General features: G+C 51.8%; 15 protein-coding genes. 11 read left to right on the top strand and 4 right to left on the bottom strand.

What is annotated here, in order from left to right; genetic code table 11:
- The first annotated feature begins 339 nt into the window (after nucleotides 1-339).
- From SH302x_RS03080 to SH302x_RS03065, 4 genes are all read left to right on the top strand, one after another.
- Nucleotides 340-3,765, top strand: coding sequence for a tetratricopeptide repeat protein (locus SH302x_RS03080; RefSeq protein WP_479367264.1), 3,426 nt, complete (start codon nucleotides 340-342; stop codon nucleotides 3,763-3,765).
- Nucleotides 3,766-3,986: 221 nt separating this feature from the next.
- Nucleotides 3,987-5,162: a MotA/TolQ/ExbB proton channel family protein gene (locus SH302x_RS03075; protein ID WP_479367262.1), complete on the top strand. Its 1,176-nt coding sequence runs from the start codon at nucleotides 3,987-3,989 to the stop codon at nucleotides 5,160-5,162.
- Nucleotides 5,159-5,584 (top strand): ExbD/TolR family protein, encoded by a 426-nt coding sequence (locus tag SH302x_RS03070; RefSeq protein ID WP_479367260.1) that lies wholly within the window; start codon nucleotides 5,159-5,161, stop codon nucleotides 5,582-5,584. Before SH302x_RS03075 ends, SH302x_RS03070 begins: the two co-directional genes overlap by 4 nt.
- Nucleotides 5,568-8,108, top strand: coding sequence for a prenyltransferase/squalene oxidase repeat-containing protein (locus SH302x_RS03065; RefSeq protein WP_479367258.1), 2,541 nt, complete (start codon nucleotides 5,568-5,570; stop codon nucleotides 8,106-8,108). Before SH302x_RS03070 ends, SH302x_RS03065 begins: the two co-directional genes overlap by 17 nt.
- Nucleotides 8,109-8,170: 62 nt before the next feature.
- Here the strand turns inward: SH302x_RS03065 and SH302x_RS03060 are convergent, their stop codons facing one another.
- The gene (locus SH302x_RS03060) at nucleotides 8,171-9,079 is read right to left on the bottom strand and encodes a DUF4159 domain-containing protein (RefSeq protein ID WP_479367256.1); all 909 of its coding nucleotides are present in this window, start codon (nucleotides 9,077-9,079) and stop codon (nucleotides 8,171-8,173) included.
- A gap of 122 nt (nucleotides 9,080-9,201) precedes the next feature.
- On the opposite strand from SH302x_RS03060, the gene proS reads away from it, so the two are divergent.
- A complete protein-coding gene (proS, locus tag SH302x_RS03055; protein WP_479367254.1) occupies nucleotides 9,202-10,710 on the top strand; it encodes a proline--tRNA ligase in 1,509 nt (502 codons plus the stop codon).
- A 162-nt stretch (nucleotides 10,711-10,872) separates the two neighbouring features.
- Here the strand turns inward: proS and SH302x_RS03050 are convergent, their stop codons facing one another.
- On the bottom strand, nucleotides 10,873-12,444 hold the full coding sequence (locus tag SH302x_RS03050; protein WP_479367252.1) for a sigma 54-interacting transcriptional regulator: 1,572 nt from the start codon (nucleotides 12,442-12,444) through the stop codon (nucleotides 10,873-10,875).
- 220 nt (nucleotides 12,445-12,664) lie between these two features.
- Between SH302x_RS03050 and SH302x_RS03045 the strand changes: the two genes are divergently transcribed.
- The 4 genes from SH302x_RS03045 to rrtA all read left to right on the top strand — a co-directional run bounded on the left by SH302x_RS03045 (nucleotide 12,665) and on the right by rrtA (nucleotide 16,816).
- Complete coding sequence (locus SH302x_RS03045) at nucleotides 12,665-13,510, top strand: VIT domain-containing protein (protein WP_479367250.1); 846 nt, start codon at nucleotides 12,665-12,667, stop codon at nucleotides 13,508-13,510.
- A 52-nt stretch (nucleotides 13,511-13,562) separates the two neighbouring features.
- On the top strand, nucleotides 13,563-14,774 hold the full coding sequence (locus tag SH302x_RS03040; RefSeq protein WP_479369234.1) for an ISAzo13 family transposase: 1,212 nt from the start codon (nucleotides 13,563-13,565) through the stop codon (nucleotides 14,772-14,774).
- Between the two features lie 53 nt (nucleotides 14,775-14,827).
- On the top strand, nucleotides 14,828-16,111 hold the full coding sequence (locus tag SH302x_RS03035; protein ID WP_479367248.1) for a VWA domain-containing protein: 1,284 nt from the start codon (nucleotides 14,828-14,830) through the stop codon (nucleotides 16,109-16,111).
- A 129-nt stretch (nucleotides 16,112-16,240) separates the two neighbouring features.
- Nucleotides 16,241-16,816 (top strand): rhombosortase, encoded by a 576-nt coding sequence (gene rrtA, locus SH302x_RS03030; RefSeq protein WP_479367247.1) that lies wholly within the window; start codon nucleotides 16,241-16,243, stop codon nucleotides 16,814-16,816.
- Here rrtA and SH302x_RS03025 read toward each other — a convergent pair.
- Nucleotides 16,813-17,364, bottom strand: coding sequence for a hypothetical protein (locus SH302x_RS03025; protein ID WP_479367245.1), 552 nt, complete (start codon nucleotides 17,362-17,364; stop codon nucleotides 16,813-16,815). The two genes, rrtA and SH302x_RS03025, sit on opposite strands and share 4 nt — an antisense overlap.
- Before the next feature lie 384 nt (nucleotides 17,365-17,748).
- Nucleotides 17,749-18,720 carry a UbiA family prenyltransferase gene (locus SH302x_RS03020; RefSeq protein ID WP_479367243.1) on the bottom strand — a complete coding sequence of 324 codons (972 nt, stop codon included), beginning with the start codon at nucleotides 18,718-18,720 and terminating at the stop codon, nucleotides 17,749-17,751.
- A gap of 210 nt (nucleotides 18,721-18,930) precedes the next feature.
- Between SH302x_RS03020 and SH302x_RS03015 the strand changes: the two genes are divergently transcribed.
- Both SH302x_RS03015 and SH302x_RS03010 read left to right on the top strand, forming a co-directional pair.
- Complete coding sequence (locus SH302x_RS03015) at nucleotides 18,931-20,343, top strand: phosphoglucose isomerase-related protein (protein WP_479367242.1); 1,413 nt, start codon at nucleotides 18,931-18,933, stop codon at nucleotides 20,341-20,343.
- 52 nt (nucleotides 20,344-20,395) lie between these two features.
- On the top strand, nucleotides 20,396-20,956 hold the full coding sequence (locus SH302x_RS03010; RefSeq protein ID WP_479367241.1) for a DJ-1/PfpI family protein: 561 nt from the start codon (nucleotides 20,396-20,398) through the stop codon (nucleotides 20,954-20,956).
- The last annotated feature ends 12 nt before the right edge of the window (nucleotides 20,957-20,968 follow it).

Here is a 20,968-nt window from a genome sequence, read left to right as displayed (position 1 = left end):
GGAAGGAGCTGACGATTGAAAATCCAAGGAATGCAAGTGTGCTTACACTTTAATCGGTTCACCGAATTCCCCATAGAATACATGGCAGAGTTTCGATTGTTCGGATGCCGGAAAGTAGTCAAAATAGTAAACTGATGCGAATCGTGACGGTCGTGCTTGAAATACCAATTGTTCGTATTGGACTTTTGCCGGTATCCCAGAAGTACCCGGCAACGGGTTTTCTCGGACGGTCCAAATGGTCGACCCTAAGATAAAGCGCAACTCTTTTCTGAAAGTCACTCGCTAATGAAGTTATCGCACATGCTGATGCAGGATCCAACCTCCCAAATGAAACCAGAAATGAAGCGAACTGAAACCAGCGATCTCCGTGCTACCTCAGGCCAGCGGCATCGGCGCGAGCTTGCCCAGAAACGCCAGCGACACCTGCACATGCTGCGTAGCTTTCTCGTCGGCTGTGTGGCTTGGTCTGCCGGGACGGCGTTGCCCAGCGACGCTCACGCTCAGCAAAGGAACTTGCAGCGATCGGCTCCGACGCAATCGTCGAATCCCAACGCAAACCGCCCGCCGGTGAAAGTAGATCCGGCCGCCGCAGCCAAACGCGATATCGTGAATCTGTACACCGACGCGGCGAACTTTCAGAATGCGGGTGCCTACCCACTGGCCGCTGAGGCATGGCAAAAATTTCTGCAGCGCTATCCAAATGACGTTTTGTCGTCCAAGGCTCGGCATTACTTGGGCGTCTGCTATTTGCAGACCGAGAAACCAAATTACGACGCCGCGATCGCTTCCTTCCGCGAAGCCTTGCGAGATCCAAAATTAGACGTGCGCGAAGAGGCCTTGATCAACCTGGGTTGGACTTTGTTTTATACCGCTCGGCTTGATAACGAAAAGCCGGATAGCAATCGTCTGAAAGAAGCGCTGCGGGTGCTGAATGAATTCTTGGAAAAGTATTCCGATGGTACCTACGCTGATAAAGCGACGTTCTATGCCGCTGAGACCGAATACTTGCTAGGCAACGTCCGCGAAGCATCGACTCGCTATCGGGTCTTAGCCGCGAATCCGAAGTTTGAAAAATCATCGGTCATGCCAGACACCTTGTACGCGCTGGGGGTCGCTTACGAAGAGTTAAAGCAACCGAAACTAGCAGCGGAAACATATGACCGCTTCTTAAAAGACTTCCGCGACCACCGCTTGTCACGCGAAGTCCGTCTACGCAAAGCCGAGTACTTGATCAGCACGGAGAACGCAGAGCAAGCGATAGAGCTGCTAAGTGAAATCGCAGGCGATAAAGAAGTCCCGATGCGAGACTATGTTTTGTATCGTTATGGATTCGCACTGGCCAAGGCAGGGCGCTTCCAAGAGTCATCGCAAATCTATCAGCAGTTAGCTAAAGAGTATCCAAACTCTCAGTTCTCAACCGATTCGAACCTGTCGGCTGGCCAAGCTTTGATGCGTGAAAAGAAGTACGACGAAGCGAAAACGTTCTTCGAAAAGCTGCTTGCAGGCAAAGACGAAACGGCCGCACAAGCCGCCCACTGGCTGGCGCAAATTGCGGTGCTACAAAACCGCAGCAGCGATGTCATCACGATCGCTCGGGATGCTTTAGGCTGGGCGGGAGACTCCCAGTGGCGGGTGGCTTTACAAATCGATTTGGCAGATGCCTTGGTCAATACACAGGATGGGGCTGAAGAAGCAACTTCGATTTATGAAAGCGTCGCACTGGAGCACGAGGATCACCCTTCCGCACCACGAGCTGTTTACAATGTCGCCTTTTCGGCGCTGAAGCAAGGCAAAGCGGACGAAGCATCGAAATGGTCCGACTTTTTTGCAAAGCGTTTCCCCAATGACCCCTTAGCTGGCGAAGTGGCTTTCATTCGTGCCGAAAGTTTGTTGCAAGCTGGCAAGCGAGCTGACGCAGCAGCAGCCTACGAACAATTGATCGCAGCTTATCCCGACTCACCCAACAAAGAGCAGTGGAAACTAAGGAACGGGACCGCTTACTTTTTTGCCGAGAATTTCGACAAGGCGACGCCCATCCTAAGCGAGTTGGCAAAGTCCCAAAAATCGCCAGCGATTCAAGGCGAAGCACTCTTTTTACTTGGTGCCTCGGCTTTCAAACAGAACAAGTTCTCGCAAGCGATCGAGAATCTTAACCAATCGATCGCTGTCCAGCCCGCTTGGTCCGGCGTAGACGAAGCTTATTTGATTCTCGCCGAAGCCTACAGCAAAAATGGTGAGAACGACAAAGCAAAATCCACCTTGGAAACACTGCTGTCGAAATTCCCAAACTCTCCTTTTAAAACACAAGCTCAATTTCGTTTGGGGCAATTGTCTGCTTCGGCCAACGAGTATGCCAAAGCCTTGGTCGCATACGAAGCTGTCCTCACTTCAAACGATGCTCCGGAGTTGATGGAGTATGCTCAGTATGGAAAAGCCTGGATTCTAATTCAGCAATCAAAGTTTGACGACGCGCTCGATCTGGTACTCAAGGTTGCCCAACGATCAGCGGACCCAGACCTGCGGTTAGAAGCATCGCTGGCTTCTTCGGTTTGCCTTCGCGAAACTGGCCGTGCCGTCGAAGCGGTCCGGGTCATGGAAGCGGTAAAGAACGACGGTGCAGCGCGAGGCGCAAGCGCTGACATGCTGGCCAAACTGTCGATGGAACTAGGGATTGGATACTCCCAAGCGGGGCGATATGCCGAAGCCTCCTCAACATTTCAATCACTTGCCGATGCCTACCCCAATTACCCCAATGTCGACAAAGCGATGTATGAGCACGCTTGGGCCTTGAAGCGTAATGGCCGTGATGATCTCGCAACCGCCGCCTTCCAAGAGTTGGGCAATAAGTTTCCGTCGAGCGTTTATGCTGCAGAAGCGTTCTATCACGTCGGGCAACAAAGCTACGACCAACAGCAATTCGACTCCGCTGTGCGAGCTTACACCATCGCAGCCACGAAAACCAACGATGACTTTGTGCGTGAGAAGTCGCTGTACAAGCTAGGGTGGACTTACTATCAGACTCAGCAATGGTCAGACGCTTCACGTTTCTTTGGCGATCTTGCCCGCGAGTTCTCAGACGGCGATTTGATCGTTGACGCTGTGTTCATGCAGGGCGAATGCGCGATGAAACAATCGAAGTACAAAGACGCGGTTTCGCATTATAAACAAGCTCGCCAGTTGCTGGCCAAAGCTGCAGAGCAGGGGCTCTCAATCGATTCCCAAGTTCAAGATTTGATTTACTTGCACGGTGCCCAAGCCGCTCGCGAACAGAAGGACTGGAAAACGGTGGTCGCTTTTGTGGACCAGTTCCAATCGCAATCTCCCGATTCGGCGTATGCCTCTTTAGCTTTGTTCGAAAAGGCGATTGCATTGCAAAATCAGAAAGAATTTGCTCTGGCCAGCGAAGCCTTCAGTCGCATTGCCGAAAGTAACCGCAATGAATTGGGAGCGCGAGCGCGATTCATGCTGGGCGAAATCTATTTCGCTCAACGTGAATTCAGTTCTGCAATTCAAGAATACCAAAAAGTAATGTATGGCTACGGCGCAACGCAGGCGCCCGAAGAAATTAAGAACTGGCAAGCTCGTGCGGCGATTGAAGCAGGCCGCTGCAGCGATCTTTTGATCGGCGATCTGCGTGGGGAAGCGAAATTGCGAGCGATCAACGTCGCCAGCGGATTTTACCAGTTTGTGGTCAAAAACCATGCTAACCATGAAATGGCTGCCATGGCGAAAGAGCGAATTAGCGAGCTGGATCGGCTCAAGTAGCCGCTGGCTAGGAAACGGCCCCCAGCTTTGCAAGGATTTAGCCAATTTGTTGGCCTGTTCTCAACTTTTTCTGCATCGCGGAGTTTGAGTTTAAGCGTTAGCATATAGACACAGCTTTGGAGTGAACTTCCTATCGTTTGTTCGATGCCCCCAACTGTTGGTTGTGTCGTTCAAATGCTTCCACTGCGGCAAACATGCAAATGAACTTATTCTCATCTCTGATGCAATTTACGTTTCCCCGGACCAATCGCTTGGCCAACCAAATGCCAAACCGAGTTGCGGTCGCGATGGTCTTCATGCTGTTGACCGCGTTCTGCTGGATACCCTCCGCTTTCGCTCAGCAAGCCCAACCGTTTCCCAGTCCAGCCAGCAACAATCCAACAGCCACGCCCGCTGCCGAGCTGTCCTTTAGCATGGACCCTTCATCTTCACAGTTGATTGTGGACCCCAATGAGTTTGCAGCTCTGCAAAACGCGGCTCAAAACCCTCCTCCTGAGCAACCAGAGCAACCCAAAGGCATCGACGCGCTAAACTTGCTGCTGCAGGGCGGCTGGGTCATGGTCCCGCTGGCGATTGTGTCGTTGTGTGTGTTGATGTGGAGTATCGAGCGGTTGTTCTCCTTACGCAGCGGTCGCATCATGCCACGTGCGTTTGTACGTCCTTTAACTCAGTTGATCCGACAATCGGACATCTTGCCGGTTCAAGAAGCCTATCGACTGTGCGGCAGCCATCCATCGGTGGCGGCCAACGTCGTCGCAACGACTTTAATTCGTACGGGTCGGCCACTCAACGAGATAGAAAAATCTGCCAGCGAAGCGATCCAACGCGAAGTCGACACGGCCACAGGCCCAATCCGATGGTTGACCTTCCTGGCCGGAATCGCGCCGCTGATTGGGCTCTTGGGGACTGTTTGGGGGTTGATCCGCGCATTCCACGATACGACGCAATTAGATCCAACGCAGAACCGTGCCGAAGCGCTCGCGACAGGAATCTACGAAGCCTTGGTTACCACCTTAGTGGGCTTGATCATTGCCATTCCCGCGGCGGCCATTGCACAGTACTTCGAGAACCGTATCTTGCGGCAGTTCCGTCGCGTTGAAGACTTGATAGCGTTACTATTGCCCCGTTTGGAAGGCTATGAAAATCGAGTTCGCTTCGATCCTATCGGACATGAACTGGTAGCTCGTGATGTCCAAAACATCCCTCCCCGGGTCGAGAAAAATGACTCACGTACAATTCGCGGAACCGTCGTGACCCCCGACAGCGAAACTCGCGAAGCCGCTGCGAGCGTGGATCTGACGGCTAGTTCGTCACCGACTTTTGGTTCGACCGCTTCACGGCGTTCGACTGGCACAATCCGCAGCGACCGCTCCAATCCCAGGAAGCCGCTGCCATGAGTATTCAGATTAAAAAGAACCTCGCAGCCAGCGCTTTGTCGCTGACGCCTCTGATCGATGTCGTTTTTTTGTTGTTAGTGTTCTTCTTGGTCGCTTCGCAGTTCGCGCGCGAAGATTTGCAGTTGCCAGTGAAACTTCCATCGGCCACCAGCGCATTGCCAATGACGATGGACCCAGAGCTAATGATCGTCAACGTTGCCGATGATGGTCGCTTCTTCGTCGAAGGACAATACTTGAACGTCAACCAACTGAAACAAAAAATCGATCAAGCCGTCAGCAATAATCCAGTGAATCAAACGGTGATTATTCGTGGCGATCGCCAAGTGCCTTACCAAGCGATCGTCAGTGTCCTGGATGTGTGCCACGAAGCCAAAGTCCCTAGCTACAAACTAACGACAATGGAAAATGACAAGGCAAACTGAAGCAACTGCGAAAGAGTCTGGTGGCTGGGTCTATGCGACGTCGCTGCTGAGCGTCGGCGGCGCGGTCATTGCCATGGCGTTGCGTAATCTCTCATTGGAGGATGCCCGCTGGACTCACAACGCATGGACCTATATCGCGGGAGTCCCCATCGGCTTGCTGCTGATTACGATCTTGTCTCAAGCATTCGCCAGTCGCTGGGTCGAGCGGACGTTGCAAGCGGCGTTTCTCATCAGCCTTGCGGCTCACTTGCTGCTGCTTTCCGAAGCTTATCACTTGATTGTCTTGGGGCGAGCCACCAGTCGGCAGGCTAGCGGGGAGCAGACTGCCAAGCAGGAAACCAAAACTGAGCAGAGCTACAGCAGCGTTTCTTATCAGCCTCAGTTCGATAACAACAGCAACCAAAGTATCGCCAGTGCGATCACACGCTCGGCGATGTCCGACAGCCAAGCTTATGGCACGGCACTGCAGGACGCGACACAGCCGTCGCAAATGCCCAAGACGGAAGTCGAATTGCTGCAAAGGGAACTGGAACTAGAGCAGCAGAGGCTCACGGAAGCGTCGGTCCAGCGGCAGCTATCGCCCGTCGAACAAGCCGAGATCACTTCGCGGGCGGCTGAACTTGCCCGGCAAGCGGCCAGTACCGGCGAATTGAGCTTGGACCGAGATCCAACTTTAATCGATGTTCCAGAACAATCGTTTGCACCGGAGCCTAATCCAATCCAGCAGAGCTCTCCTGCGCCGCGGGATTTGAGCGATACAATCGCGCCACAACAAAACGCTAGCGCAGCCACTTCAACCGCCCCCCCTCGCGGCCCCAGCGGCTTCGAACCTAATATCCGCCCTCGAGACACTTCGATGCCAATGACGCGAGCGATGGAACGCAGCGACCGAGCGACGCAAGAAGAACTACAAGGCAGCTTGGAACTGCAACTGCGGCAACGTGCCAGGGCCCTTCGTCTGATGCCACGCAGTGATTCGATTGGCACCTCTCTGTCTCCCAGTGATATGGTTATGGGCAATCCGGCAGCCGACTTACCTGTCGCGCCCGATGAGGGCACTGATAGCGGTTTACCCACAACCGATGTCGCCACTTTGGGCGTTGACCGCTCGATCCCGTGGTCTGGCGGGCCACGCAATGCACAACTCAACGGACGTGGAGAAGCATCCACCCAGCAGGGCAATGCATCCAATCCAAATTCGATCGCTAGCGCTGCGACAAGCTTGGATGGGCAAGCGTTATTGGGACCGCGTAGTACGGATATCAGGCCGCGTGAATTCCAAGGCAATCGCGATGCAACAGCACTTGGCCCCAGCACCGATCGCCTGCCAAGTCAGATAGGTCAAAACCGCGGTTTGCCACTAAGCCGATCTGCAACCAACAGCGTCAACCCAACGGCGACCGCAGTGCCGACGGCCGCTTTCGCTCGACGCGCAGACCGCAATAACACGCAGAGCCAAGAGGCTGATCTTGGGCAGTGGGGACCACAAACCGAAGCGGCTATCGAAGCAGGCTTAAAGTTTTTGGCTTCACACCAACGCGTTGATGGTCGATGGTCCCTCGGCGACTTTGGCGATCGCCCCATGTTCGAAAGTGACACGGCGGCTACTGCGTTATCATTGCTGTCGTTCCAAGGTGCCGGATACTCGCACTTGCAGTATCAATATCAAGACAATTGCAAGCGAGCTTTAGAGTTCCTGATTGCCAATCAAGCGCCCGACGGCGACCTTTACATTCCGATGAATGAGCTGTCCGATCGAAACTCAAGATTTTATTCGCATGGGATCGCCGCGCTTGCGTTATGTGAAGCGTACGGGATGACGCAAGACGAATCGTTGCGCATCCCAGCACAAAAGTCGATCGACTTTCTGCTCGCCACTCAAGATCCCTTGCGGGGTGGCTGGCGATATACGCCTAGAGCTGAATCCGACATTAGTGTTACCGGTTGGTGCATGATGGCAATGAAGAGCGCTGAGCTGTCGGGCCTCAAAGTAGATGCTGGCGGGTATAACGCCATTCAGAAATTTCTTGATAACTCCCAGGCCAGCCCGCAAGTGGCGCACTTATACCGCTACAACTTTGCAGCCGCCGATCTACCTCAAACACGACATGGCCTAGTCCCCACACCCACGATGACCAGTGTTGGGCTGCTGCTGCGTTTATACCTGGGTTGGAAGCGGGACAACGTCAATATGGTTCGCGGCGCGGACTATCTGTTGAACTCTATTCCTGAAATGGGAACAGTCAAAGATCCCAAACGGGACACCTACTACTGGTATTATGCGACCCAAGTCATGTTTCACATGGGCGGCGAACACTGGAAGCGATGGAATATGGCACTGCATCCAATGTTGATTCAAACACAATTGCAACGTGGCCCTTACGCTGGCTCTTGGGATGCTGGAGGAACGATACCTGATCGCTGGGGAAGCTTTGCTGGTCGCTTGTACGTGACCACCCTGAACCTGTTGTCATTGGAAGTTTACTACCGGCATCTACCGATCTACGAAGAAACCGCCAAGTGATCTTTGCGTGCGTGCATCAGCATGCCTGCAGTTCGGTGCCCGCAATGCAAAAATGATCGCGACTAATGCGTGGTCGCATAGACGATGATGTTGATCGCCAGAGCGTATGCTTTGACAGAGAAACGCAGAAAGAACTCTTCATCTTCTCCCTCTCGCTCCCAACCGTCAGCGATGTCCGTATTGTGAGTTGCCACGGCCAGCAGTTGGTCGCTCTCGTCGAATAAGCCGCGGAAGTGAACTTGAGTGACCTCTTCATAGCCACCGTGGGGCCAGCGGTGCATGTTCGGCGACTCATAAGTTGGTCCACCACTGCGGTAAAACTGGCGAGCTGGGACCTGAGGACACTCCTTCAGGGGATAGACTTGCGACATGATAGGATGGTCGACTGGAATGTCTTTCCACTTCCAATCTGGGCATTCAGAAGTGGTGTTTTCGACCATGTTGTCCCATTCGGCTTTACCCCAAAAATCATCAATCCACAGAAACCCGCCAGTTCGTAAATATTCCCGCAGCGCGATGCGTTCGCGGCGTGATAACAGTTGCCAGCCAGGATCACTCATGAAGATAAATGGATAATCGTGTAGCCGAGGATCTGTTAGCCGCAGAACCAAAGTCCCGCGATTGGATTGGAGTGTGGTTAGTTGATTCAACCGAAACGTCAAATTCTGTCCGCCCAGGGGGTGGTCCGTAGCCCACCTAGGACAATAACCGCCATCGACAAAGTAGTAGGCTTCGCCCATGCCTCCTACACTGTCGTACTCGATGCGGACAAAGGTGAATTTCTCGGGATCGTAATTTGCGAGATCCAGATCTGTAGCCATCGCCGCTGTGGGTAGTTGCGAACTAGGGAACCTTGAGTCCGACGCAAACTGGGCCTGCACCAGCGAGACACACGAAAACGTGAAGTATAAACAGACCGTCCACGCGAGGAAGGTTTGAGAAATGCGATGGTAAGCAGGCCTGTCTTGCATTAGAGCTGATTTGGCGATCCGATAAAGCTGCGGCGGATGGGGTAGGGGAAAAAGCGGTTCTGATCTACAATCTCGCACTGGCATGAATTGTACCAACTATCGATTATTTACTTTGATTTCGCATGAACAAAGCTCCAAAAAACGCGATCAGCCCTACTCGCGAAGAAAACTATCCCGAATGGTTCCAACAGGTGATCCGTGGCGCGGATTTGGCCGAAAACTCGCCCGTGCGTGGTTGCATGGTAATCAAGCCATGGGGCTATGCTATCTGGGAAAACATGCAAAAGATTCTGGATGCCGAATTCAAAGCGACTGGCCACTTGAATGCATATTTTCCACTCTTTATTCCGATGAGTTTCCTGGAGAAGGAAGCCAAGCACGTGGAAGGATTTGCGAAAGAATGTGCTGTGGTCACGCACCATCGTTTGGAGGACGATGGCAAAGGCGGATTGCGTCCGGCAGGCCAGTTGGAAGAACCGCTGGTCGTCAGACCCACCAGCGAAACGATCATCGGTGCGATGTATGCCAAATGGGTTCAGTCCTACCGCGACTTGCCGATTCTAATCAACCAGTGGGCTAACGTTGTGCGCTGGGAAATGCGGACGCGATTGTTTTTGCGCACGGCCGAGTTTCTTTGGCAAGAGGGGCACACCGTTCATGCGACCGCCGAAGAAGCAATGGTAGAAACTCGCAAGATGTTGGAGGTGTATGCCGACTTCGCAGAAAACGTCATGGCGGTACCTGTCATCAAAGGCGAAAAAACGCCGGGCGAACGGTTTCCCGGAGCAGATATGACACTCTCAATTGAAGCGATGATGCAAGACCGCAAAGCGTTACAAGCGGGTACAAGCCATTTCCTCGGCCAAAATTTTTCGAAAGCACAAGAGATCAAGTTTCAGGACCAGAACGGTGAAGTCGTTTATGCTTGGACGACCAGTTGGGGTGTTTCTACCCGCTTGATTGGGGCTTTGATCATGACGCATTCGGATGATGATGGGCTCGTCTTGCCGCCACGACTAGCGCCAGCGCACGTCGTCATCATGCCAATCTACCGGGATGACCAGTCACGCAGCGAAGTCTTAGCGGCCTGTGACGCATTGCGACGCGAGATTGTGGCGACACGATACGCTGATGAACCCATTCGTGTGATTATCGATGATCGTGATTTACGTGGCGGAGAGAAGAAGTGGTATCACGTGAAGCGTGGCGTGCCGATCCGCGTGGAGATCGGCCCCAAAGACTTGGCCAACAAGTCGGTGTTCGTAGGTCGCCGCGATCAAGACAAGTCCGTGGGTATGCCTCAAGCGGACTTTGTATCGCAACTTCCCGACATTCTTACACAGATGCAACAAGGTTTGTTTGAGCGAGCAAAAGCTTATCGCGACGCTTATTCGGTCGAGATTGCTAATGAGAAGGACTTCCGTGACTTTTTCCAAACCAGTGACGAAGCGAACATCGTCGGTGGATTTGCGTCATGCTATTTTTCATCTGAGTCAGACGTGCAACCGCTATTGGATGAACTGAAAGTGACTATTCGCTGCATTCCCATCGATCAACCCGAGGGAACTGGTACTTGCTTCTTAACCGGCAAGCCCGCAACGCAAAAAGCAATATTCGCCCGGTCGTATTAGTTTGCACTGGCAGCTTTGAATAGAACATGCCAACGAATATAGGGAGACCTCGAACAAGAGTTTCGCTGTGCGTTGCTTGTTGCAATTCGTCGTCTCGTTTGATTCGTTGGAAGTCAAAGGGAATCTCGTCAACTTGCCAGGCAGACTTTTGCAAGTCTTGAGTTATTCTTCCAGGTCGGCGGACTTCAACTTGTCAGATTGCGATTTCGACTGAGCAACCGAGTCGACCTTGGCTCGTACTGTTCGTCGATCTAGCTGCAGAAGTTTGGCGGCTTTCTCAAAGCTGCCAGTTCTCGCATAAGCGATATGGCAGTATTTCGCCAGCAGTTCATCGGCCGTCAAATGTAATGCATCCATTGCTTTTGCAAGATCATTACCTTGAGTCGCGTCAGATCGACCGGCTTGGTCAGGGCTATAAGATCCATGGATTAGAATATTTCTGGCGCATTGCTCTAGCTCACGAATATTGCCAGGCCATGCGTAGCTGAGTGGAAGATGCTTTTGAATCCAGCAAAGCACCTCACCTGCAAACAACTGATAATCGTGTGGAGTTAATCGTTGGCAGATATGCATTACCAGATCGTCAAGGGCATTGGGGGTATGACGGAGCTGGTGCGAGAGAGATGGGGTTTCAATTACATCTGAGCAAAGTCGATAGTATAGGTCTTCGCGGAACCGTCCTTTGCTAATCTCCGTTCGCAAGTCGCGATTGGTCGCCACGATGATCTTCCCTCGGAATTCCCTAACCTTCGTTTCTCCGACTCGTTGGTACTGCCGGCTTTGCAAAAGCCGAAGCAATTTGACCTGCGTGATCAAATCCAGTTCTCCAATCTCATCAAGCAGAACGGCTCCCAAGTCCCCGGCCGCTTCAAGCCATCCCGTACGTGCCTCTCGCGCATCGGTGAAAGCGCCTTTCGAATGGCCAAATAGCTCCGATTCAATAAGAGATTTCGAGAAAGCTGAGAGATTGATGGCATGATAATGCTCGGATAGGTTAAGAACAAACGCCTGCTTGTTCTCATCGAAAGGGATATACCGTGACATGCCTATTGCCTGTGAGACCAGTTCTTTACCGCTACCACTGGGACCTTGAATGAGGGTCGTAATTTGTCCCAATGTCTGGTAGAGGCCTTTTCTGTAACGGCGGACATTGTGTGTGAATATCGACTGCCAAATCTTGCCCCGAAGCTCGGCAATCGGTTCGGACTGTCCCACCACACATTCGAAGATACTGAAAAAGGCGCGATAGACTTGGTGATAAAGAGCAAACAAGTGGGTTCTGTCCTGCGCCGATGGCAGAGACACGTTGGGGAGCTCCAACCAGAAGGAGAATGCTTCGCGATATCGCTTCCACGCCTGACGATTAGCGTTAGGCTCAAAAGCAGACTGCATCCGCTGTTGCCCCCAAAAGTCAAAGAGTTCGTAGAACATCAGGTATACGATCAAGTCATCGTATAGACTCAACTCTTGCTCGCTGGCAGGCTCCCCGGCAATGATTTTTTCCCGAAGCTTAGTCGCAATGTTTTTGGCTCGATTCGACAATCGAACTAAGTTCTCTCGTCGGTGGAAAATCGGATCTGGGTCAAGACTCCAGTAAACCGACTTCTCGACCACGTATTCACTGCCAAGTGCTTTTCGCTCTAGCTCGAAACGACTGGCACTGAATGGGTTTGTGTAGCTCAGTTCCCCGACAGACCGGACAAACAATAAATCATTTCGGTGAATCAAAGCCATTTCCCAGTCTCCAGTTCCTCATAGCCGTATAGCATTTAATGTACATGAGGCATACTTAATTTGCTCTACCAACCCCACAACTAATTGACTTGGGTGGAACGCACACAGACTTAACTCCATATGCGCAAAGGGTTTGCGACGTCACGTTTTTTCTTCGGCACGGTGTTTGCCTTTAGACTGCCTTAGTTAATCCACTTTCTCTTTGCTAAAGGCATCAAAAATGAAAAAGGTTACGTCGATTTGGAAAAACACTTTGGGCATCGTCGCCATCGCTGGCGCGACCGTGTTCTCGATCGCTTCGCCAGTTAATGCAGCCGGGTTGCTCATCGCTGAAGGCGGCTTTGGTGGCGTGCTGGAAATCGAAGAGCATGACGTCTCTGTCACGATCAATAACGGCATCGCTGTCACGGAGGTGCATCAAGTTTTTCGGAACACCGAGCAGCGTATCGTCGAGGCCTTGTATGTCTTCCCAGTTCCCAATGGTGCGAGCGTTAGTAACTTCAGCATGATCATCAATGGACAGGAAATGACCGGTGAAGTCGTCGAAAAGAAACGCGCTCGCGAAATCTATGAAAGTTACAAGGTCACGAAAACAGATCCAGGTTTGCTCGAACAAGTTGACTTCAAAAGCTTTGAACTGCGAGTTTTTCCAATCGCCGCAGGTGCTCAGCAAGATATCAAGGTGACCTACTGCCAACAGCTTGATTTCGATCATGACACCGCCACCTATGTGTATCCGTTAGCCACCACGACGCGAACCAATATCGATCAAACTACGAAAGGTCGCTTCTCTTTCACGCTTGACGTGAAGAGCGAAATCCCGCTGTTGCAAGTTGCCAGCCCTTCTCATGGCGAGGATTTCGTCATCAGCAGTCACACCGACAAATATTCTCGAGCGAGCCTGGAAGTGAGCGAAGGTGATTTGAGCAGAGATGTGGTCGTGCACCTAGACACAGAGCGACCGAGAACGGGCATAGATTTGATTACCTCAAAACAACCGGGAGAGGACGGATACTTTATGCTGACCATGACTGCGGGAAAGGAGTTAGGCTTCGCTAAACAATAAGTGTCCGGATTAGGGTTGATTCCGATGATTAAAATTTGCGATGATTTCGGGTATGCCGGATGCACAAGTCATAACATGGATCGCACAGAAGTATACCGCAATTGAAGCGGATTTGGATGAACGCGCCCGTCGTCGATGGGCAGCCGCAGAAGCGCGATCCTTGGGTTGGGGAGGAATCTCTGCTGTTGCTGCGGCAACGGGGGTTTCGGAACGCACTATTCGTCGCGGCATTCTCGAACTCGATGATCCCAACGCAGCATCCTCCAACAGACAAAGACAACCGGGGGCCGGTCGTAAATCTCGGGAGGTTGAACAGCCGAAACTTAAAAAGGCTTTGGATCGACTCGTTTCATCCGGCACTCGCGGCGATCCGATGTCCCCTCTTCGGTGGACATGCAAAAGCACCAAGTCCCTTGCCGTTGAATTGCAGCGGCAAGGATTTCAGGTCAGCAGTGTGAAGGTAGGCCAACTGCTCAAGGCGGCTGGCTACAGCCTTCAGGCGAATCGTAAGACCATCGAAGGCAATCAACACCCAGATCGAAATGCGCAGTTTGAATTCATCTCAAAGCGAATAGTCCTACTTCAGAAGAAGCATCAGCCAACCATTTCGGTTGACACGAAAAAGAAAGAAGTCTTGGGAAACCTGAAAAACGCAGGGAAAACGTACCGACGCCGAAAAGATCCGATCAAAGTCGAGACGCACGACTTTCCCGATAAGGAATTGGGCAAGGCAGTCCCGTATGGCGTGTATGATATTGGGCGAAATGAAGCAGGCGTGACGATTGGTATTAGCAGCGATACAGCCGAGTTTGCCGTATCGGCAATCAGTAGATGGTGGAAACGGCTGGGTTCCAAAAGCTACCCGAAAGCCATGCGGGTACTAATCACAGCCGATAGTGGCGGGAGTAATAGCCCGCGCACACGACTTTGGCGAACCGAGTTACAAAAATTGGCCAATGCTACTGGGCTGATCATCGAAGTTTGCCACTATCCTCCCGGCACAAGCAAGTGGAACAAAATTGAACACAAACTGTTTTGCCACATAACCCGCAATTGGCAGGGAGTTCCTCTTGAAACTCTAGAGGTTGTTGTAAGCCTCATTGGCAACACACGTACGACCACCGGCCTAGAGGTGCATGCATGGATAGATGGAAAGACCTACGAGAAAGCTCGAAAGGTTACCGACGAGGAGCTCGCAGAAGTTATAATTCATCGGAATAAATTCCATGGAGAATGGAATTACGAAATACACCCGGCAAAATAAATAATTACGGACAGTAATTGTTTAGCAAGGCCTTAGAGGAATACGGGGCAGGCATGGACTACGTCTTTGTGGTTGATATTTCCGGTAGCATGGCCAATGATGGCAAACTTCGGCTGTCTCGCGGGATTGTTGAGTCCTTTGTAGGTGCATTGGGAGCCGACGATCGCTTTGAAGTAATGACGTTCAACACTATGCCTCAAATGCAGTTTCAGAAGTTGAGCGAGGTCAGTCCAGAGACTCTTAAGCTCACATCGGAGTTCCTTGCATCGCAACGAGCAAAAGGAGGGACGGTTCTTCGACCAGCTATCGCGACCGCATACAAATACAAAGCCGAGGACAGACCGCTTAATGTGGTTGTGCTATCCGATGGCATGACCGAAACCAAGGAACAAGCAGAGCTATTGTCGCTGATCCAAGAAGCGCCCAGCAGCACGCGAGTTTTCTGTATAGGTATCGGCAATGAGGTCAATCGTCCGATGCTGAAACAACTAGCGGAAGGGGCGAGTGGCCTGGCTGCGTTTGTTTCTCAGCAAGATGATTTTGCAAGAAACTCCCAAGCCTTTCGCAGAAAGCTAATGCGTCCCGTAGCAAGCGATGTCTCGATTACGATCGAAGGCCTGGAAACTTACGATATAACTCCAAAGCAGTTGCCTGATTTATTCTATGGTGCGCCCCTGCGGATCTACGGTCGATATAAAGGATCTGGACTTGCAACGGTAGCCATTAAAGCCGACATCATGGGGCAGCCGGTTCAACAAAACTTTGAAGTAGTCTTGCCAGCAAAGAACAACGAGAATCCAGAAATTGAACGCATGTGGGCCTTCAATCGCGTTCAAGAGCTTAGCGACGAAATGCGACTGAGCGGCAATCAGCAGTCGATCATTGAGCAGATCGTTAACCTATGTGAAGGGTACTCTATCGTTAGCCAATACGCTTCATTCATCGTGCTTGAGAATGACGCTGAGTACAAGCGCTGGGCCATTGATCGTCGCAATGCAACTCGGGTTAAACGTGATCATGTTGCCCGCGAAGCTGTGAGGAAGCAACTCGAAGCTCTCCGAAATGAATCAATCGCTGGATTAGGCCCGAAGGATCCGAGTTCCAGTGGCTCCGAGCAGAGCATCGATCTGGTATCAACGTCGAACTCCGAGAGCAGTAACCCGCCGCGTACACCAGCCAGTGGATACGATCTTCACTGGGTAGACCAAAGCAACGGCCGATCGGTGGATCGATTCACTGGAGGTGGAGGCGCAATTGATCCAATCACGGGATTGATCGCCGCCAGTCTAGCGGGCGCCGCTGCTTGGGGTGCGAGAAGGAAGAAAAACTCTTTGTAGGTTCTTCATGTCGAGACTCGCCTTGAGAAGCCATACCCTGAAACGCTGAGATAGTCGCTCGGCGTTTTGATTGGTCCATATTGGGACTACCCTACAGCCACAAGCAAGTTCGAATCTAAGATACCTGCCATGAAGACTCTTCGCCAATCGACTTGCACGCTTGTGATTGCCTGCTGTGCCTTGATACTTCAGTTTGCACCTGCAATGGCACCCGCCGTCGAATTGAATTGGGACAGGCCCTATCCGCTGGTGAGTTATCAGTTCATCACTTGCCATGCTTTACATTGGTCGTGGAATCATCTTGCATGGGACTTGGTCATGTTCACCGTCCTTGGAGCAATCTGTGAAGCGACCAGTCGAATACGATTTCTTGCCTTTCTGGGTGCGTCTGCCTTGGTGATCCCACTGGTGGTAATTTCCTGTCATCCCGAACTCTCGTCGTATCGAGGGCTAAGTGGAATTGACTCTGGATTGTTCGCCATGTTGGCCATCGATCGCATCTTGGAGAGCAGACGCCGGAAAGATCACAAAGGAGTAATCGTATTCTCGTTATGCTTGATTGGCTTGGCGTTGAAGATCGCGAGCGAAACTTGGTTGGGTGGCAATCTGTTTGTCTCTGATGCTACCTTTGTGCCTGTTCCCATAGCGCATTTGGCGGGTGCCGCTATGGGAGCGTTAACATGCTTACTGACCGACGCAAGTTAGTCCTGCTCATGACTGATCGCTGGTTCGGGGGCCGAGACTGGTGGTTGCTGGGTTCGTTCGACACTTCCATCCCTTCGATGAAAAAAGCATATTGCCCATGGCGGCAAGAGTACGAGTGCATGGATCATCACGAATACCGATGACATGCGAAACCGGGTCTTGAAAGTAAACAGCTCGAAAAGAAAAGGCACTGCAAATAGGAACAAAAACATAAGTCCCGCGATCAAGGAAAGGGAGCGATATCGCAGAGAACCTAGGAACTGGGCAATTAGCCAAAGCACAAAGGTAACGACGATAATATTCAGCAGCCCGAGCATTTGGTTTGTCCCTAGTGCTAAAGAAGCACTGGAAATAAAGAGAGCGACACCTGTTGTAAAATAAAGTAAATGAGCAATCGAAGCTTGTGTCGTATTGCTACCTAGCTGCCAACGAGGCCACCGAAAGAATCGGATAAGCGAATACAGGAGCACTGTCAGAGCCATAAAAGCAAAGCCATAAATTAAATTATCAATTCTCGGCGCGCTTAAAACATAACCAACAATAAACATAAGTATGGCGACTGCTTTTTGTCGAATACTGGTTCCAGGTAACGTGAGGACAGCGGCTGCATACGAGATTCCGCTAATACCGGAAAACGTAGCCAGTGTGATCGCGTCAGCCGATGTGACAACTGGGTTTCGTCCCAAGCGATGCCCTAACGACTCAGCCTAAATTCGAAAGCCAAGCGGTACCGCGACCACTGCCAGCGGCAACAACCACCAACGATCACCTAACGCAAGATCCACGGCCGGATTTTGTGCGTTACTTGTCGCCTTGTCTACCGTTTACGTACCTTAGAGGCTAGAGTCTTGCAAAATCGAGGTAAGATCGATTCTATAGCAGAATCCTAAGAGAATGTTGCCATCGGTCAGCCCCCTTTTTAAAATGCCCTCTTAAGTCGAGTAGAACCATTTACCTAGCAGTAGCATCGGTATCACCAGAGCACAGATCGTGAGCGCCTGAAAGGTCGATCCAAATTGCAATGCTAATGCCGCATCAAAAAAAATGATGGTCACGATCGCTTGTTTAATTGCGGATTGAATATCTCTTCCAGCTCCCGTCTGCAGCGTCTTAGAAGCTCGGCGCAGTAGAGGAAGTGCTAACGCCAGGATCAGCACGGGATAGATCCAAACTGGGCTCACTCGGCGGTTTTCAGTCGCCACGCCTGATTGCACAGCAACATAATCGACCGTGGCCAGCAGCAGTATACCCAGCAAGGCTATCGTCCAGCCAGTAGTCAGCTCGGAATGTGACGTCGTCGCTGCTTCCTTGCGTCCAGCCAAAGTAAATCCAGCCACGTAAACACCGTGCCCAAGGGCCGCTATCAGAATCGCCGCAGTTGGTATATGCGGCGCTACTTGATCCACCGCCAATCCGCCCGCCATGCAGCCGACCAGCAAACTGCACGCGCGACAACTGCCCATTAACCAGGGAGCCGCCAGCGTCTTCTTGGCAACCAAATCGTACAGCAGAATGCAGGCGACCAGTAGGATCGCCGTGACTCCCGTTCCAGAATGCACATTTGTCGATTGATGATGACGCAGCAGTAGCCAGTCGACGGCGAAAGCAAGCGTGACTCCGAAAGCCAGCAGAATCAATCCCGCATTGAAGGCCGTGCGAACCGACACACTGCCGCTGGGTAACGGGCGGCTAGGACGCTCAACGCGATCTTGCTCGATATCAGCCACATCGTTCCAGACCATGCCTGCCCAATACAGCAGCACGATGGCAAGGATCGCCAACCCCAAGGGCAGGGCAGGGGACCATGGTCCCGCTGCGATCACATATCCCGCTAAAACGTCCGCGATCACGGTCGGGGTATTGGGCAGGCGGACAAGTTTTGCCCAGTTAAGCCATGGACGCATGGAAGGATCATTTTGTAAAAGAAGTGTGAATCACTTGGCTGATTAACATTAAGCTTATCGCTCGGGCCAAAATTGAGAACACCTCAACAGAGCACATGAAAAATAGCGTCTTATGATTGACGCTGCGGGTGCTTGCCGTTATCACCATTATTCATCAAGATCCGAAGCTTAACTTACCCCTGCGAAAACATGAAACTGCGACAAAACCAAATGAAACCACTCAAATTCGACTACCAAGGCGCTTTGCTGGGGCAGCGTGGAATTAGCCAGTCTGACATTGACGCTCTGATGCCAAAATTATTGGAGATTCGCGATCGGATGGTGGGCGATGAGCTGGACATGATGAGCGGTCGCAAGACGATACCAACCGATATGCAGCCACTCGATGCGGGCTTTTACAGCATGCCCAGCCGATTGCTGGCCGAATATGAAAGCGATCGGCAAGGCAGTGAGCTTGGTCGCTTATTCAAAACGGCCAATGCTCTGCAATCCAAAGTGGATCGAGTCGTGGTGCTGGGCATCGGCGGTTCCTACATGGGAGCACGCGCGCTGATGGAAAGTTGTGTGCAGCCGTATTGGAACGAGTTGACACGTGGCGAGCGGGGAAGCAAACCGCGGATGTATTTTGAAGGCAACAACGTCGACAACGACGCTACGCAAGGCTTGCTGCATTTGCTATCTCGTGACAGCCAAAGTGTTGATCCGGGTGCGAATCGCTGGGGTCTGGTCGTGATCAGTAAAAGTGGCGGCACACTGGAAACGGCCGCCGCCTTCCGTATCTTCTTAAACGCGTTAGAAAAGAACTTGGGCGGTAAAGCTCCCGTCAGTGAATACCTCATCCCCGTTACTGGCGAGGGCGGCAAGTTGCACAAAATGGTGCAGGGCTTGGGTTGCAGCGATTTCTTCCCGGTGCCTGACGGTGTAGGTGGCCGATTCTCGGTACTATCCGCAGTCGGCTTGGTTCCAGCGGCGTTGCTGGGGATCAATGTCATCGAATTGCTGCAAGGTGCCTCGGCAATGAATGACCATTTCGCTTCTGCCGACGCCGACAATATTGTTTTGCAGCACGTTGCGGTCAACCATCTTCTGGAAACCAAATGCGGTACGAACTTGCGAGTCATGAGTGTTTGGAGCAAAGCGCTCGAATCTCTTGGACTTTGGTACGACCAGTTGTCAGCCGAAAGTCTAGGTAAGCATGAGAAAGGCTTCACACCGCTAACAACGTTAAATACGCGAGACCTGCACTCGCGCCACCAACAGCATCAAGAGGGCTCGCGTGACAAAGTCTTTAATAACATTGTCGTAGACGAGTATCGCTGCGATCCGGTAGCCATTGGCAAACGGGATACTGATGCCGACAGTTTGAACGAATTAGCGGACAAGACTTTGCCTCAAGTCATGCAAGCGGCGATTCAAGGCACCAACCAAGCACTAGCCGACGATCAACGCCCTTCCACTGATTTGATCATGCCGAAAGTCGACGAATTGCATATGGGTCAAATCATGCAAATGTTGATGATCGCAACGGTCGTTGAAGGTCGATTGATGGGCATCAACCCTTATGGGCAACCAGGGGTGGAAGGCTATAAGAAGAACATGAATCGACTGTTGGGCAGGGCCTAACACAAAGGCCCAAACTTATTATTTACAGATTTAGATCAAGGCGGACTTTGGAATGACTAAGAAGATTTTGTTGATTACCGGTGATGCTGGCGAAAGCTACGAGACGCTGTACGCCAAACATCGATTTGAAGAAGCAGGCTATGCAGCGCATGTGGCAGCCCCGAGCAAGCGTCGCTTGAATTTAGTGATCCACAATTTTGCAGAAGGCTGGGATACGTACAAGGAAAGCCCGGGCTACGAAATTGTGGCGGACATTGCCTTTGACGATGTGAATGTCGCTGATTACGCAGGTTGCTTGCTACTGGGCGGTCGAGCGCCCGAGTACCTCCGCAATTCGCCCAAGGTCATTGAAATGGTGCAGCAATTCCATCAAGGTGGTAAATGGTTGTTTTCGATTTGCCATGGAATCCAAATTCTCATTGCTGCGGGTATCGTCAAAGGCTGCACGATGACTTGCTATGAGCATATTCGTTTTGAAGTCGAATCCAACGGAGGTACGTTCGTCAAAGAAAAAGAAGCGGTTCGAGATGGACGGATTGTGACCGGCCAGACTTGGGAGTCGCATCCGGACTTTTATCGGCTGGTTTTCCAATGCCTTGGTGAAAACAGCTAGAACACTTTGTTT

It is taken from the genome of Njordella calcicola (assembly GCF_056494125.1).
The sequence above is the reverse complement of the archived record's forward strand: the minus strand, read 5'-3'. Positions and strand labels throughout refer to the sequence as shown.

Coding starts and splice junctions, on each gene's coding strand:
- SH302x_RS03080 (WP_479367264.1), top strand. CDS start 340: ATGAAGCGAACTGAAACCAGCGATCTCCGTGCTACCTCAGGCCAGCGG.
- SH302x_RS03075 (WP_479367262.1), top strand. CDS start 3,987: ATGCAATTTACGTTTCCCCGGACCAATCGCTTGGCCAACCAAATGCCA.
- SH302x_RS03070 (WP_479367260.1), top strand. CDS start 5,159: ATGAGTATTCAGATTAAAAAGAACCTCGCAGCCAGCGCTTTGTCGCTG.
- SH302x_RS03065 (WP_479367258.1), top strand. CDS start 5,568: ATGACAAGGCAAACTGAAGCAACTGCGAAAGAGTCTGGTGGCTGGGTC.
- SH302x_RS03060 (WP_479367256.1), bottom strand. CDS start 9,079: ATGCAAGACAGGCCTGCTTACCATCGCATTTCTCAAACCTTCCTCGCG.
- proS (WP_479367254.1), top strand. CDS start 9,202: ATGAACAAAGCTCCAAAAAACGCGATCAGCCCTACTCGCGAAGAAAAC.
- SH302x_RS03050 (WP_479367252.1), bottom strand. CDS start 12,444: ATGGCTTTGATTCACCGAAATGATTTATTGTTTGTCCGGTCTGTCGGG.
- SH302x_RS03045 (WP_479367250.1), top strand. CDS start 12,665: ATGAAAAAGGTTACGTCGATTTGGAAAAACACTTTGGGCATCGTCGCC.
- SH302x_RS03040 (WP_479369234.1), top strand. CDS start 13,563: ATGCCGGATGCACAAGTCATAACATGGATCGCACAGAAGTATACCGCA.
- SH302x_RS03035 (WP_479367248.1), top strand. CDS start 14,828: ATGGACTACGTCTTTGTGGTTGATATTTCCGGTAGCATGGCCAATGAT.
- rrtA (WP_479367247.1), top strand. CDS start 16,241: ATGAAGACTCTTCGCCAATCGACTTGCACGCTTGTGATTGCCTGCTGT.
- SH302x_RS03025 (WP_479367245.1), bottom strand. CDS start 17,364: ATGTTTATTGTTGGTTATGTTTTAAGCGCGCCGAGAATTGATAATTTA.
- SH302x_RS03020 (WP_479367243.1), bottom strand. CDS start 18,720: ATGCGTCCATGGCTTAACTGGGCAAAACTTGTCCGCCTGCCCAATACC.
- SH302x_RS03015 (WP_479367242.1), top strand. CDS start 18,931: ATGAAACCACTCAAATTCGACTACCAAGGCGCTTTGCTGGGGCAGCGT.
- SH302x_RS03010 (WP_479367241.1), top strand. CDS start 20,396: ATGACTAAGAAGATTTTGTTGATTACCGGTGATGCTGGCGAAAGCTAC.